This window comes from Frankia tisae (genome assembly GCF_025403405.1).
Lineage (GTDB): Bacteria > Actinomycetota > Actinomycetes > Frankiales > Frankiaceae > Frankia > Frankia tisai.
The window spans coordinates 1-13722 of record NZ_JANEZT010000003.1; the positions used below are offsets into that span (position 1 = coordinate 1).

Below are 13722 nucleotides of genomic sequence, written 5' to 3' on the forward strand. Positions count from 1 at the left end.
TGCCGGATCCAAGGTCCGGTGGTCTCCCCCGCTCCCGGAGGTTGCGTCGGCCATTGCTGGAGGTTGATGACGCTCACGGGCAGGCGAACCGGGACTAACCTCCAGCAATGGCTGGTCGCACTGTGGCCGGGACTCGCACGGAGGTTGACGCGATCTGCGGCCCGAGGGCGGCATTCATGCCTCGCCCCCGTCCCCAGCGGCGCGTCTGCGTCTGGGCATCGCCCTCGCGGGGTAGGGGCTCCTCGATGCACGCCGGGCGCCACCGCCGCGTGCCTGGCGCGCCGACGCCGTCGAGGAGCCTCCATGCACGAACTCGCCATCACGCAGAGTGTGGTCGACGCGATCGTGGAGCGGACCGGCCCGGCCCGGGTGAACGCGGTGCGGCTGGTCATCGGGCGGCTGTCGGGCGTCGTGCCGGACTCCATCCGGTTCTGCTTCGACCTGGTGACCGCTGATACACCGCTGGCGGATGCCGTCCTGACCATCGACGAGCCCGCGGGCCGGGCCCGGTGCCGGCGGTGCGGCGCCGAGTTCGTGGCGGACGACGTCCTCGTTCTCTGCGGCTGCGGCTGCGCGGACGTGGCCGTGGACGGCGGCGACGACCTGCGGATCGCCTCCGTGCGCCTGACGCCCGCAGCGAAAGCCAGCTGACGCCCACGGGGAGGGGACCGACCGATGTGCGAGACCTGCGGTTGCGACGATCCGACGGCTGCGCCCCGACTGACCTCGTTCCCGGCCGACGCCGGAGAGGCTGGCCGCTCGGGGCATGAGCACCCCCACGAGCACCCTCTCGCCGATGCCGATGCCGATGACCGGACGCTGCACTTGGAGCAGCGGGTGCTGGCGAAGAACGATGACCTTGCTCGGCGGACCCGGGCGTGGCTGGCTGCGCGCAACGTGCTCGCGGTCAACCTTATGAGCTCGCCCGGCTCCGGCAAGACCACCCTGCTGGAGCGGACCGTTCGGGATCTCGCCGAGGGGTGGCCGCTCGCGGTGGTGGAGGGCGATCAGGAGAGCGCGCGGGACGCCGAGCGGATTCGGGCCGGTGGCATCCCGGTCGTGCAGATCAATACCGGGCGTGGCTGCCACCTCGATGCGGACATGGTCGACCGCGCGCTGCGGGTCCTGGAGCCGCCCGTGGATGCGGTCGTGTTCGTCGAGAACGTCGGCAACCTGGTCTGCCCGGCGCTGTTCGATCTGGGAGAGGGCGCCCGGGTGGTCCTCACCTCGGTAACGGAAGGTGAAGACAAGCCGTTGAAGTATCCGCACATGTTCGCGCAGGCCGACCTGGTCCTGCTCACGAAGTGTGACCTGGTGCCGTTCCTGGCCGTGGACGTCGATCGCAACATCAGGTTGATTCGTCGGGTCAACCCCGCGGCTGATGTCCTGACGCTGTCCGCGCTTCACCTGCCAGCCGACTCTGCCGGCGCAGACGCGGAGCCCGGCCTCTCCGCCTGGTACGCCTGGCTGCGTGCGCGTCGTGCGCGGGTGGATCCCCGGCCGCGGACCGGTGCGGGTGGGCGGGGTTTGGCGAGACCGGCCCCGGGCAGCCCGTCCACAGGCAACTAAAAGTGCTTTCACGGGCACGTCGAGTTATTCATGGTGGGGGTGTGCAGCTCGGTCGCGTCGCGGCCCCGCCGGAAGGGACACCGTCGTGGGCAGCCTCGAGCAGGCCCGTTGTGGGCAACGGTCGCGATGACAGCGGCCGGCGCGACGACCGAAGTACCCGCCGGGTTCGACGCGGCGCGCGCGGTCGCCGACGCGGTGCTCTACGAGGGCTACCTGCTCTACCCCTACCGCCGGTCCTCGGGCAAGAACCGGATGCGCTGGCAGTTCGGGGTGCTGGCACCGCCGGGATGGACCGCAGAGCAGCCCGCGGCGGGGGCGCCGGGCGTCTCGGGCTCGGCCGACGGGTCGTTCCAGCAGGCCGACTGCCTGCTGGAAGCGCCCGGGTCGGCGACGGTCTTCCTGCGGCTGAGGTTCCTGCAGGTGATCCGGCGCCGCGTCGAGCAGCGGGATGCCAGCGGGCGTTTCGTGCCGGTCGACGAGCTCGACGTGGATGGCACCCGCGAGCTGAGCTTCGACGAGGGGCGCCCCTGCGAGGTTGACCTCACCGTGGCGTTGTCCGACCTGATCGACCCGGAACACGGACCGCTGTCGATTCCGGTGCTCGTCCCAGGCGGCGTCGACGCCGAACCGCTGGGTCGGCGGCCGGGCGAGGCGCGGGTGGTGCGCCGCCGGTGGCCGGTGACGGCCGCCGTGCACCTGTCCGCGACCCGGGCCGAGGCGCCGTTCCGGCTCCACCGCCTGCGGGTGGTGGTCGAGAACACGGTCGCGGATCTGGCCGCGGGCCGGCCGCGCGCCGAGGCGCTGCACCGCTCGCTGGTCGCGGCGCACAGTCTGCTCGGCGTGCGCGGCGGGCGGTTCCTGTCGCTGCTCGACCCGCCCGCCTGGGCGGCGACCGCGGCCCGTGCGTGCGAGAACCTGAGGGTGTTCCCCGTCCTCGCCGGCGGCGCCAGGGACGTCATGTTGTGTTCGCCGATCATCCTCTACGACGATCCCCGGACGGCCCCGGAAAGCCCCGGGGATCTGTTCGACGCCACCGAGATCGACGAGATCCTCTCGCTGCGCACCGCTGCGTTGACCGAGGAGGAGAAGCGTGAGGCGCGGGCGACGGACCGCCGTGCCGCCGAGATCCTCGACCGGGTCGACGGCATCCCGCGCGCCATGCTCGACCGCCTGCACGGCGCCGTGCGCTCGCTGCGGCCGGTCGAGCCGCCCCCCGCCCCGCCGCCGGCGGACGCCGGGGCGCGCGGAGACGCCGGGGCGCGCGCAGACGCACAGCCACAGCCGGCGGCGGCCGGGCACCCGGATCCTGATCCGCATCCGGTGTGGTGGGAACCGGAGGCCGACCGGTCGGTCCACCCCGACCGGGACAGTGTGCTGGTCGCCGGCGTCACCGTCGCGCGTGGCAGCCGGGTCCGGCTGCGCCCCCGCCCACGGGGCTCCGACGCCCACGACATGTTCCTCGCCGGCCGTGTCGCCTGGGTGGAGGCGATCTTCCTCGACGTCGACGGCACCCGGCACGCCGCGGTGACGCTCGACGGCGACGGGGCTGGTGATCTTCATCGGGCCGCCGGCCGTTACTTCTACTTCGCCCCCGACGAGCTTGACCCGCTCGACGTCCCGACGGACGCGGATCGGACGAGTGCGCCATGACCGTCGCCTGTCCTGACTCGGGGACATCACGGACGCTCGTCGCCGGTGTCGGGAACATCTTCCTCGGCGACGACGGATTCGGCGTCGAGGTTGTCCGCCGGCTCGATCCGGCGACCCTGCCCGACGGGGTCGACGTCGCCGACTACGGCATCCGGGGCCTGCACCTCGCCTTCGCGCTGCTCGACGGCCGCTATGACACGGTGATCATCGTCGATGCGCTGCCGACCGGCGAACCACCCGGGACCCTCACGGTCCTGCGGCCCGACGTCGGCACGGCTCCGGCGGTGGACGCCCAGGCAGCCGACGCCCCGGCGATGGGTGCCTCGGCGATGGGTGCCCCGGTGGTCGACGCGCATGGCATGTCCCCGGACGTGGTGCTGCGGCTGGTGCGTGATCTCGGTGGAGAGATCGGTCGGGTCATCGTCGTCGGCTGCCGTCCCGCCGTCGTGGCGGAGCGGATGGAGCTGTCCGGCGCGGTGCGCGCGGCCGTCGATGACGCGGTCGACCTCATCGGCGCCATTCTCCGGGACCCCCGACTGGTGGGAGCCGGGCACGGTACGTGACGCAAGGGAGGGGTCGAGATGACGGCCACGGACGAGCGGCCGGCCACGCAGGCACGGCCGGGGGGCGGCGTCGACGAGGTCCACATCCTCTGGATCTCCGAGGGGATGAGCTGCGACGGGGACACGGTCTCGGTGACCGCAGCCTCGCAGCCTGCCATCGAGGATGTGGTCACCGGTGTCATACCGGGTCTGCCGACGGTCCACCTGCACAACAAGGTGCTTTCGCCGACGATGGGCGGTGAGGAGTTCCTGGCCCCCTTCCGCGCCGCGGCCCGCGACGAGCTGGGGCCGTTCGTCCTCGTCATCGAGGGGTCCATTCCCAACGAGAAGATCAACGGCGATGGCTACTGGACGTCGTTCGGCAACGACCCGGACACTGGTCAGCCGCTGACCATCAACTGGTGGATCGACCGGCTCGCGCCGCGGGCCTGGGCGGTCATCGCCATCGGCACCTGCGCCGCCTACGGCGGTATCCACGCCATGGCGGGCAACCCGACCGGCTCGATGGGCCTGCTCGACTATCTGGGGCGCGACTTCACCTCGGCCGGCAACCTGCCGATCGTCAACGTTCCGGGCTGCCCGGTGCAGCCGGACGACTTCATGGAGACCCTGACCTGGTTGCTGTACCACGCGGCCGGGGCCGCCCCGCCGCCGCCGCTGGACGACCAGCTCCGGCCACAGTGGATCTTCGGGCGGACCGTGCACGAGGGCTGCGACCGTGCGGGCTACTACGAGCAGGGCGATTTCGCGACGGACTACAACTCGCCGAAATGCCAGGTGAAGATCGGCTGCTGGGGTCCGGTGGTGAACTGCAACGTCCCCAAGCGGGGTTGGATGGGCGGCGTGGGCGGTTGCCCGAACGTCGGGGGCATCTGCATTGCCTGCACGATGCCCGGGTTCCCCGACAAGTTCATGCCGTTCATGGACATGCCGCCGGGGGCGAGCCTGTCCTCGCTCGCGGTGAAACCGTACGGGTCGATCATCCGGCGCCTTCGAGGCATCACCAACTCGACGGTGAACCGGGAGCCGAGATGGCGGCACAACCGGGACCTGCTGACCACCGGCTATAACCCGAGTTACCGGCCATGATTCACTGAAGGGACGTGTGCGATGACGGCCACCGAGCAGATGAGGGCCGCGGAGAAGCCCGGCCAGATCGTCGAGATGGCGTGGGACCCCATCACGCGCATCATCGGTAATCTCGGGATCTACACGAAAATCGATTTCGCCAACCGGCGGGTAACCGAATGCCACAGCACCTCCTCGCTGTTCCGTGGATATTCGGTTTTCATGAAGGGAAAGGATCCGCGGGACGCCGGCTTCATCACCAGCCGGATCTGCGGCATCTGCGGTGACAACCACACCACCTGCTCGGTCTACGCCCAGAACATGGCGTACGGGATCGCCAACCCGCCGATGGCAGAGTGGATCATCAATCTGGGTGAGGCCGCCGAGTACCTGTTCGACCACACAATCTTCCAGGACAACCTGGTGTTCGTGGACTTCTGCGAGGCGATGGTCAAGGAGACCAACCCCGGCGTGCTGGCGCGGGCCGAGGCGACCGCGTCGCCGCGCGCCGGGGTGCACGGCCTGCGCACGATCGCCGACATCATGCGGGCGCTCAACCCGTTCGAGGGCCAGGTGTACAACGAGGCGCTGCGGGTCAGCCGCATCACCCGGGAAATGTTCTGTCTGATGGAGGGCAGGCACGTCCACCCCTCGACGCTGTATCCGGGCGGGGTCGGCACGATGCCCGAACCGTCCGTCTTCACCGACTACCTCACCCGGCTGATGGAGATCCTCGACTTCATCAAGAAGGCCGTGGCGCTGAACGACGACCTGTTCGACTTCTGGTACGACGCGCTGCCGGGATACGAGGAGGTCGGCCGCCGGCGCGTCCTGCTGGGTTGCTGGGGGGCCTTCCAGGATCCGAGTGTGGTCGACTACCGGTACGAGCACATGACGGACTGGGGGCGCGCGATGTTCGTGACTCCCGGCATCGTCGTCGACGGAAAACTGCTGACCACCGATCTGGTGAAGATAAATCTGGGTATCCGCATTCTGCTCGGCAGTTCCTTCTACCGGGACTGGGTGAACGAGGAGCCCTTCGTCGAGCGGGATCCGCTGGGTAACCCTGTCGACATGCGTCACCCGTGGAACCAGACGACCTTCCCGGATCCCCAGAAGCGGGACTTCGGCGAGAAGTACAGCTGGGTGATGAGCCCGCGCTGGTTCGACGAGGGCAGCGGCGACCATCTGGCGCTCGACACCGGCGGCGGCCCGTTCGCCCGCCTCTACGTCACGGCGCTCGCGGGCCTGGTCGACACGCCGTACGTGACCGCGCGCGACGGCGCGGTGAAGATCTCGCTGCCCCGCAGCCGCACCCTGCCCGCCATGGACCTGAAGTGGTCCCCGCCCGCCTGGTCGAACGCGATCGAACGGGACCGGGCCCGGGTGTACTTCGTCGCCTACGCCGCGGGAATGGCACTGCACTTCCTGGAGCGGGCGATGACGCGGGTGCGCTCCGGCGACACCCGGACCTTCACCGACTTCGAGGTGCCGGACGAGACGATCGGCTGCGGCTTCCACGAGGCGGTGCGCGGGGTCCTGTCCCATCACATGGTCGTGCGGGACGGGAAGATCGCCAACTATCATCCGTACCCGCCGACGCCGTGGAACGGCAGCCCACGGGACTCGTTCGGCACGCCGGGCCCCTACGAGGACGCGGTCCAGAACATGCCGATCTTCGAGGAGAACGGCCCGGAGTCGTTCAAGGGCGTCGACGTGATGCGCGCGGTGCGCAGCTTCGATCCCTGCCTGCCCTGCGGGGTCCACATGTACCTGGGCGGGGGCCGCACGCTGCGCACCGTGCACTCGCCGATGTTCGGGGCGAGTCATGGCTGATCCGGTCGTCGAGGGCGGCCATCGCCTCGACGACCGGGCGGTGCGGGAGCGGCTGACCCACCTCGACGAGGCGCTTGCCCAGGTGGAGCGGATCCCGGGGCCGAGCGGCGAACTGGCTCTGGACGCGGTGGCCACGCTCGCGTCGGTGTACGGCGAGGCACTCGCGCGGGTGGCCGGATACGCCGCCGGCGCCGCCGACATGACCGCCGCGCTGACCGCCGACGAGCTGATCGGACATCTGCTCGTCCTGCACGACGCGCACCCCGAGTCGGTGGGCCAGCGGGTGACCCGGGCGATCGAGCGGCTGCGACCGGCGGTCCGCGACCGGGGCGGCGAGCTCGAGCTGGTCGGCATCGAGCGGGGCGTGGCGGAGGTCAGCCTGACCCTGGGGGGATGCGGCTCGGCGGCGGGGGAGGTCCTGGACGCGGTGCGCGAGGCCGTGCTGGCGGTCGCGCCCGAGCTGTCGGACGTCCGGCGCCAGGCCGTCTCGGGTGGCGCCCACCGGACCGCCTTCGTCCCCCTCGAGGCGGTGCTCACCCCGCCGCTGGCCGGGAGCGTGCGGCCGTGACGACCGAGTTGCGTCCCGCGACCGCCCCCGGCGGTGCCTTGGACCGGGTGGTGCGGGCCGGTGTCGTCCGGGCCGGGCAGGACGGTGAGCGGTGCGATCTGTGCGCCGCCCCCGTGCCGAACGATCACCGGCATCTGCTCGACGAGTCGCGCGATTCGGTGCTGTGCCTGTGCCGGGCCTGCGCGCTGCTGTTCGACCGGGACGCCGCCGCGCGCGGCCATTACCGGCTCATCCCGCAACGGCGACTGCGCGTGGTCGACCTGGACCGGGACGGGTCCGATCCCCGAGCACTGGGTATCCCGGTCGGGTTGGCGTTCGTCGTCCCTGGCGACGACGGCGAGGTACGCGCCCGCTACCCGAGCCCGATGGGCGCGACCCACTGGGACCTGGAACCCGTCGCCTGGCGGCGGCTCGTCGCCAGGGCTCCGGTGCTGGCCGGCCTGACCCCCCGGGTCGAGGCGCTGTTGGCGAACACCGTACGCAACCGCCGGGAGTTCTGGATCGTCCCGATCGACGACTGTTACCGACTTGTCGCGATCGTCCGACGCGAGTGGACGGGGTTGTCGGGGGGCAGCCACGTCTGGCCCGCGGTCGACGACTTCTTCGCCGCGCTGCCCGCCCGTTCCCGCCGCGGCTCCCCGCTGGGCCGCGGCTCCCCGCTGGGCCGCAGCACCACGCCCGGCGACGCGGGCGACTGACCAGGGAGGGAAAACACCATGACACCGATCCGAGTCGGCGAGCCCGACGTCCATCCGGACGCGACCTCGCACGTCAGGGGGGTCCGGGAGGGCAACGCCCTCGGTTCCTACGAGATGGAGCCGGGTCACCACCTCGACGGCACCGCCGATGCCCGCCGATCGACCGGCATCCGGCCGCATGACCGCAATCCGATCTTGCCGAGCATGCCCAACCTGCCACCGGGCTAGCCGGCGCGCGGCGCACCGCTGCGCACACCAGAGGGTCGTTCCGAGGAGGGAATCGATGAGCAGCCGTAAGAAGCTCCTGGTCGCCGCCGGCGCCGGCCTGGCCGGCATGGTGTGGCGGGAGTACCCGTCCATGGTCCGGTACCTGCGCATCAAGCGGATGTGATGGTGGCCGGCCCCACCCGGTCCGCACCCGCGCCGGCCAGGCCCGCCGGGCGCAGCCCCGGGCAGCCCGGCGGCCGGCGGCGATGCCGCATCACCGTCCGCGGCCTTGTGCAGGGTGTCGGGTTCCGTCCCTTTGTCCACGCGGCCGCGACCGACCTGGCCCTCGCCGGCTGGGTCTGCAACGACAGCGACGGCGTGATCGTGGAGGTCGAGGGCGCCCCCGGCGCGGTGGAGGAGTTCGGCCGGCGGCTGACCGCTGACGCCCCACCGCTGGCCGTGATCGAGCAGGTCACGGCGACGGACCTGGCACCCCGCGGTGATTCGGCGTTCACGATCGCCCGCTCCCACGCGGGGAACACCCCGCGCACGATGGTGTCCCCGGACGTCGCGACCTGCCCGGACTGCCTGCGTGAACTCGCCGACCCGGCCGACCGCCGCTACCGCCATCCGTTCATCACCTGCACCAACTGTGGACCGCGATTCACGATCATCACCGGGCTGCCGTATGACCGGCCGGCCACGACGATGGCCGGATTCCCCATGTGCGCCGCGTGCGAGCGGGAGTACCGCGACCCGCGGGACCGCCGTTTCCACGCGCAGCCGATTGCCTGCCCGGACTGCGGGCCCCGCCTGGAGTTCATCCCGGCGACGGGACCGGCGGTTCCCGGCGACGACGCCCTGGCTGCGGCGGCCCGGCTGCTGACCTGCGGAGATGTCCTCGCGGTGAAGGGCATCGGCGGCTACCACCTGGCCTGCCTCGCCACGGACCAGGCGGCTGTGACGACGTTGCGGCGTCGCAAGCGGCGCGGGGACAAACCGTTCGCCGTCATGGTCGCCGACCTCACCGCCGCGCGGCGCCTCGCCCGCCTCGGCCCGCGGGAGGCGATGGTGCTGGCCGGCCCCGCCCGCCCGATCGTTCTGGTCGACCGGCGGGACGACGGCCGACCCACGTTGGCGGCCGCGGTCGCGCCGAACAGTCCCGACCTCGGCCTGTTCCTGCCCTACACCCCGGTGCACCATCTGCTGCTCGCCGCGGTGGCAGCGGCCGGTGCATCGCCGGGGCCGTTGGTGATGACGTCGGGCAACCTCGGCGGCGAACCCATCGCCGTCGACGACGCCGACGCCCGCCGCCGGCTCGAACCTCTCGCCGACGGCTGGCTGCGTCACGACCGACCGATCCACGTGCCCTGCGACGACTCGGTCGTCCGGGTCGTCGACGGTGACGTGCTGCCGGTCCGCCGCTCCCGGGGATTCGCCCCCCTGCCGGTGCCGTTGCCGTTCGCCGTGACGCCGACCCTGGCGGTGGGCGCCGACCTGAAGAACACCTGCGCGCTGGGCGCCGATCGCTCCGCCTGGCTCAGCGGTCACATCGGGGACATGGACGACGCCGACACGCTGCGGACCTTCACCGCCGCCGAACATCATCTCGAACGGCTCACGGGCATCCGCCCGGCCACGCTCGTCACCGACGCGCACCCGGGTTACCGATCCCGGCAGTGGGCTTGGCGGCACGCGGCCGGGCGACCCGTGCGTACGGTGCAGCATCACCACGCGCACGTGGTGGCGGTGATGGCGGAGCACGGTCTGGCCGGGGACCGTCCCGTCGTGGGCTTCGCCTTCGACGGCACGGGTTACGGCACCGACGGGGCGGTGTGGGGCGGCGAGGCGTTGATCGCCGACTATCGCGGCTTCGAGCGTTTCGCCCACCTCGCCTACGTGCCGCTGCCCGGCGGGGACGCGGCCGTGCGCCGCCCGTACCGGATGGCCCTCGCGCACCTGTGGGCCGCCGGCGTCGGCTGGGACGGGGACCTGCCTCCCGTGGCGGCCTGCCCCCCGGCGGAGCGGCGCGTCCTGGCCCACCAGCTCGCCACCGGGCTGGCCTGCGTGCCCACCACCAGCATGGGACGGCTGTTCGATGCGGTGAGCTCCCTGCTCGGCGTCCGCCACCGCGCCGACTTCGAGGCCCAGGCGGCGATCGAGCTGGAGGCCCGCGCCCGCCGTGACCCTGACGCCTTGCACGCCTTGCACGCCTGGCGCAACCGGTACGCCTTCGCGATCGGCCGACCGGTGCCGGATGGTCCGCTGATCGCCGATGCGGCGCCCGTCATCTGTGGGCTCGTGCGCGACACCCGGCGTGGGCTCGCCGTCGAGGCGATGAGCGCCGGCCTGCACGGCGCAGTGGTGGCCCTGGTCGTCGATCTGGCGCGGCGAGCCCGGTCCGACCGGGGACTCGATGTCATGGCGCTGACCGGGGGGGTGTTCCAGAACGTGCTGCTCGCGACGGCGGCCGCGCGGGCGCTGCGTGCAGACGGCTTCACAGTGCTGAGGCACCGGCGGGTGCCGCCGAACGACGGCGGCCTCGCGCTGGGCCAGCTCGCGGTCGGCGCGGCCGCTGCGGCTGAGGCGCACGTGCAGGGAAGTGGTTGAAATGTCGAATCCGATCCGGCGGCGGGGCTGCCCGCTGCGCCGGCGAGCGAGGGGGTGAGCAGCGGTGTGTCTCGCGGTTCCGGGACGGGTCGTCGCCATCGGGGAACGGGACGGCATCCCGATGGCCGAGGTGGATTTCGGGGGAGTGCGCAAGGACGTCTGCCTGCAGTACCTGCCGGACACCAGGATCGGCGAGTACGTGATCGTCCACGTCGGGTTCGCGCTCCAGCGGCTCGACGAGCAGTCCGCACTGGAGACGCTGGCCACCATCGCCCGGATGGGGCTGCTCGCCGAGGAATTCGGCGGTGGGTCGGGCCCGTCGGCCCGTGCCGCCCAGACGGAGGGGGTGAATCGGTGAAATACCTCGAGGAGTTCAGCGACCCGGAGCTGGCCGGTCGGCTGTTGGAACAGATTCATGCGGTGACGACCAGGCCATGGTCGATCATGGAGGTCTGCGGCGGGCAGACCCATTCGCTGATCCGGCACGGGATCGACCAGTTGCTGCCCGCGGGCGTCGAGATGATCCACGGCCCCGGCTGCCCCGTCTGCGTCACCCCGCTGGAGATCATCGATCGTGCTCTGGAGATCGCCTCCCGACCAGGGGTCATTTTCTGCTCGTTCGGCGACATGCTGCGGGTGCCTGGCAGCGGCCGGGACCTGTTCCGGGTGAAGAGCACGGGCGCCGACGTGCGGGTGGTGTACTCGCCGCTGGACGCCCTGACGATCGCCCGGCAGAAGCCGGACCGGCAGGTGGTGTTCTTCGGGATCGGGTTCGAGACCACGGCGCCGGCCAATGCGATGACCGTCTACCAGGCGCGGCGGTGCGGGGTGCGCAACTTCTCGCTGCTCGTCTCGCACGTCCTGGTCCCGCCGGCGATTGCCGCGATCATGGAATCGCCCAGCTGCCGTGTCCAGGCCTTCCTCGCCGCCGGACATGTGTGCAGCGTGATGGGCACCGGGCAGTACCCGGACCTCGCCCGCCGGTACCGGGTGCCGATCGTCGTCACCGGATTCGAGCCACTCGACCTCCTCGAGGGCATCCGGCGGACCGTGATGCAACTGGAGGCGGGCCGCCACGAGCTGGACAACGCCTACCCACGGGCCGTGCCGGCGGCCGGGAACCCGGCCGCCATCGCGATGCTGCGGGACGTCTTCACGGTGACCGACCGGGCCTGGCGCGGCATCGGGGTGATACCGAACAGCGGCTGGCGGCTGTCGGAGGCCTACCGGGAGTTCGACGCTGAGACGCGCTTCGCCGTCGGCGACATCCACACGGCGGAGTCCTCGGTGTGCCGCTCGGGCGAGGTACTGCAGGGCCTGATCAAGCCGCATGAGTGCGCCGCCTTCGGGCACCGGTGCACGCCACGGACGCCGCTCGGTGCCACGATGGTGTCCGCCGAGGGGGCGTGCGCGGCCTACTATCTCTACCGGCGGCTCGACCAGCCGAACGCGACGGCCCGGGCCGGCGCCCCACCCGCGCGTGAGGTGGCCCGTGCCTGACCTCGCCGCCTGGACCTGTCCCGCCCCGCTGGCGGATTCCCCCACCATCGTCATGGGACATGGCGGCGGCGGCGCGATGTCCGCCGAGCTCGTCGAGCACCTGTTCCTGCCGGCGTTCCGGGACCCGGCCGCCGCGACCGAGCTGGGGGACGCCGCCGTTGTCGCGCTCGGCGGCGCGCGGGTGGCCTTCACCACCGACTCCTTCGTCGTGCGCCCCCTGTTCTTCCCCGGCGGCTGTATCGGTGACCTCGCGGTCAACGGAACTGTGAACGACCTGGCCATGGTGGGTGCGACACCGTGCTACCTGGCAACCGCCTTCATCCTGGAGGAGGGCACCGAGCTCGCCGAGCTCGGCAGGGTCGCCGAGGCTCTGGGCGCGGCGGCTCGGGTGGCCGGGGTCCGGCTCGTCACCGGGGACACGAAGGTCGTCGACGCCGGCCACGGTGACCGGGTCTACATCAACACGACCGGCCTCGGGCTGGTTCCCGACGGCGTTGACATCAGACCGGGACGAGCCCGCCCGGGAGACGCCGTCCTCGTGAGCGGCGAGATCGGGGCGCATGGGATCGCCGTCCTCAGCTGCCGCGAGGGACTGGAGTTCTCGACGGAGGTCCACAGTGACACCGCGCCGCTGAATGGTCTCGTCGCCGCCATGCTCGACACCGGCGCGGACATCCACACGCTGCGCGACCCCACCCGTGGCGGCCTGGCCGCGACCCTCAACGAGATCGCGCGGGGTGCGCGGGTGGGGATCGCCGTCACCGAGCGGGCCGTCCCCGTGGCGCCTGCGGTCGCGGACGCCTGCAGCATCCTCGGGCTCGACCCGTTCGCCATCGCCAACGAGGGGAGACTCGTGGCCGTGGTGCCGGCGGCGGACGCCGATCGGGTGCTGGCGGTGATGCGGGCGCATCCGGACGGCCGGGACGCCACCGCGATCGGCACCGTCACCGAGGACAATGCGGGAATGGTGGTCGCCAGGACCGGGCTCGGTGGAACCCGCGTGATCGACCTGCCGATCGGCTCGGAGCTCCCGCGTATCTGCTGAGGCGACACCGCCACTCCGGTTCCACACCGCGAGGCACGCCAACCAGGAAATGACCCGGAGGAGCGAGACGGGGAAACGCATGCACTGACCACCTCTCGATAACGGATCTGGCGTGCCCGCGGCATGGTGATAGCGACAAGCATAACCGGACCGGTCGGCGGTGTCGAACACTAGTTCGCATCATTCTTGGCCCTGTGGTTGTTTCTTGAGGAAGTGGTCGTGACAGCGAGGAATACGCCGCCGGACCGGCGAGGAACCCCGTGCCGTGTCACTCGCATCGGCGGCCGCTATGCGCAGGCCGGTGGGATGGGCTCGGTGGGTCGGGGTCCGCATGGTGCCGAAGCGGGTATGATTGGCGGCCTGGTACCCAGGTCCGCCGCGTGGCGGTTGGGCGGACGGGGGCGTCAT

Annotated in this window: 14 protein-coding genes; all 14 read left to right on the forward strand. The window is 71.5% G+C overall.

All coding sequences use genetic code 11. The features are described 5' to 3' along the window. Nucleotides 1–303 precede the first annotated feature (303 nt). Nucleotides 304–651: a hydrogenase maturation nickel metallochaperone HypA/HybF gene (locus tag NBZ85_RS00610; protein WP_261554710.1), complete on the forward strand. Its 348-nt coding sequence runs from the start codon at nucleotides 304–306 to the stop codon at nucleotides 649–651. A 24-nt stretch (nucleotides 652–675) separates the two neighbouring features. Further along, a complete protein-coding gene (gene hypB, locus NBZ85_RS00615) occupies nucleotides 676–1569 on the forward strand; it encodes a hydrogenase nickel incorporation protein HypB (protein WP_261554709.1) in 894 nt (297 codons plus the stop codon). Between the two features lie 126 nt (nucleotides 1570–1695). Next, nucleotides 1696–3219 carry a hypothetical protein gene (locus tag NBZ85_RS00620; protein ID WP_261554708.1) on the forward strand — a complete coding sequence of 508 codons (1524 nt, stop codon included), beginning with the start codon at nucleotides 1696–1698 and terminating at the stop codon, nucleotides 3217–3219. Beyond that, nucleotides 3216–3782: a hydrogenase maturation protease gene (locus NBZ85_RS00625; RefSeq protein WP_261554707.1), complete on the forward strand. Its 567-nt coding sequence runs from the start codon at nucleotides 3216–3218 to the stop codon at nucleotides 3780–3782. The genes NBZ85_RS00620 and NBZ85_RS00625 overlap by 4 nt, the downstream gene beginning before the upstream one ends. Before the next feature lie 18 nt (nucleotides 3783–3800). After that, complete coding sequence (locus NBZ85_RS00630) at nucleotides 3801–4871, forward strand: NADH-quinone oxidoreductase subunit B family protein (protein WP_261554706.1); 1071 nt, start codon at nucleotides 3801–3803, stop codon at nucleotides 4869–4871. A 21-nt stretch (nucleotides 4872–4892) separates the two neighbouring features. Then, a complete protein-coding gene (locus NBZ85_RS00635; protein ID WP_261554705.1) occupies nucleotides 4893–6686 on the forward strand; it encodes a nickel-dependent hydrogenase large subunit in 1794 nt (597 codons plus the stop codon). Next, complete coding sequence (locus NBZ85_RS00640; protein ID WP_261554704.1) at nucleotides 6679–7254, forward strand: NifU family protein; 576 nt, start codon at nucleotides 6679–6681, stop codon at nucleotides 7252–7254. Before NBZ85_RS00635 ends, NBZ85_RS00640 begins: the two co-directional genes overlap by 8 nt. Next, entirely contained in the window at nucleotides 7251–7952 is a 702-nt protein-coding gene (locus tag NBZ85_RS00645; protein WP_261554703.1) for a DUF5947 family protein, read from the forward strand. Before NBZ85_RS00640 ends, NBZ85_RS00645 begins: the two co-directional genes overlap by 4 nt. A gap of 18 nt (nucleotides 7953–7970) precedes the next feature. Beyond that, nucleotides 7971–8180 (forward strand): hypothetical protein, encoded by a 210-nt coding sequence (locus NBZ85_RS00650; protein ID WP_261554702.1) that lies wholly within the window; start codon nucleotides 7971–7973, stop codon nucleotides 8178–8180. 55 nt (nucleotides 8181–8235) lie between these two features. Then, nucleotides 8236–8343, forward strand: a complete 108-nt coding sequence (locus NBZ85_RS33635; RefSeq protein ID WP_438803056.1) for a DUF6893 family small protein — start codon at nucleotides 8236–8238, stop codon at nucleotides 8341–8343. Continuing rightward, nucleotides 8343–10769 (forward strand): carbamoyltransferase HypF, encoded by a 2427-nt coding sequence (gene hypF, locus NBZ85_RS00655; RefSeq protein WP_261554701.1) that lies wholly within the window; start codon nucleotides 8343–8345, stop codon nucleotides 10767–10769. Before NBZ85_RS33635 ends, hypF begins: the two co-directional genes overlap by 1 nt. A 64-nt stretch (nucleotides 10770–10833) precedes the next feature. Then, nucleotides 10834–11127, forward strand: a complete 294-nt coding sequence (locus NBZ85_RS00660) for a HypC/HybG/HupF family hydrogenase formation chaperone (protein ID WP_261554700.1) — start codon at nucleotides 10834–10836, stop codon at nucleotides 11125–11127. After that, entirely contained in the window at nucleotides 11124–12269 is a 1146-nt protein-coding gene (hypD, locus tag NBZ85_RS00665) for a hydrogenase formation protein HypD (RefSeq protein WP_261554699.1), read from the forward strand. The genes NBZ85_RS00660 and hypD overlap by 4 nt, the downstream gene beginning before the upstream one ends. A 52-nt stretch (nucleotides 12270–12321) precedes the next feature. Then, complete coding sequence (gene hypE / locus NBZ85_RS00670; RefSeq protein WP_261554711.1) at nucleotides 12322–13314, forward strand: hydrogenase expression/formation protein HypE; 993 nt, start codon at nucleotides 12322–12324, stop codon at nucleotides 13312–13314. Nucleotides 13315–13722 lie beyond the last annotated feature (408 nt).

Excerpts from the sequence above, each read along its gene's own strand:
- NBZ85_RS00610 (WP_261554710.1), top strand. The coding sequence starts at position 304 with ATGCACGAACTCGCCATCACGCAGAGTGTGGTCGACGCGATCGTGGAG.
- hypB (WP_261554709.1), top strand. The coding sequence starts at position 676 with ATGTGCGAGACCTGCGGTTGCGACGATCCGACGGCTGCGCCCCGACTG.
- NBZ85_RS00620 (WP_261554708.1), top strand. The coding sequence starts at position 1,696 with ATGACAGCGGCCGGCGCGACGACCGAAGTACCCGCCGGGTTCGACGCG.
- NBZ85_RS00625 (WP_261554707.1), top strand. The coding sequence starts at position 3,216 with ATGACCGTCGCCTGTCCTGACTCGGGGACATCACGGACGCTCGTCGCC.
- NBZ85_RS00630 (WP_261554706.1), top strand. The coding sequence starts at position 3,801 with ATGACGGCCACGGACGAGCGGCCGGCCACGCAGGCACGGCCGGGGGGC.
- NBZ85_RS00635 (WP_261554705.1), top strand. The coding sequence starts at position 4,893 with ATGACGGCCACCGAGCAGATGAGGGCCGCGGAGAAGCCCGGCCAGATC.
- NBZ85_RS00640 (WP_261554704.1), top strand. The coding sequence starts at position 6,679 with ATGGCTGATCCGGTCGTCGAGGGCGGCCATCGCCTCGACGACCGGGCG.
- NBZ85_RS00650 (WP_261554702.1), top strand. The coding sequence starts at position 7,971 with ATGACACCGATCCGAGTCGGCGAGCCCGACGTCCATCCGGACGCGACC.
- NBZ85_RS33635 (WP_438803056.1), top strand. The coding sequence starts at position 8,236 with ATGAGCAGCCGTAAGAAGCTCCTGGTCGCCGCCGGCGCCGGCCTGGCC.
- hypF (WP_261554701.1), top strand. The coding sequence starts at position 8,343 with ATGGTGGCCGGCCCCACCCGGTCCGCACCCGCGCCGGCCAGGCCCGCC.
- hypE (WP_261554711.1), top strand. The coding sequence starts at position 12,322 with ATGGGACATGGCGGCGGCGGCGCGATGTCCGCCGAGCTCGTCGAGCAC.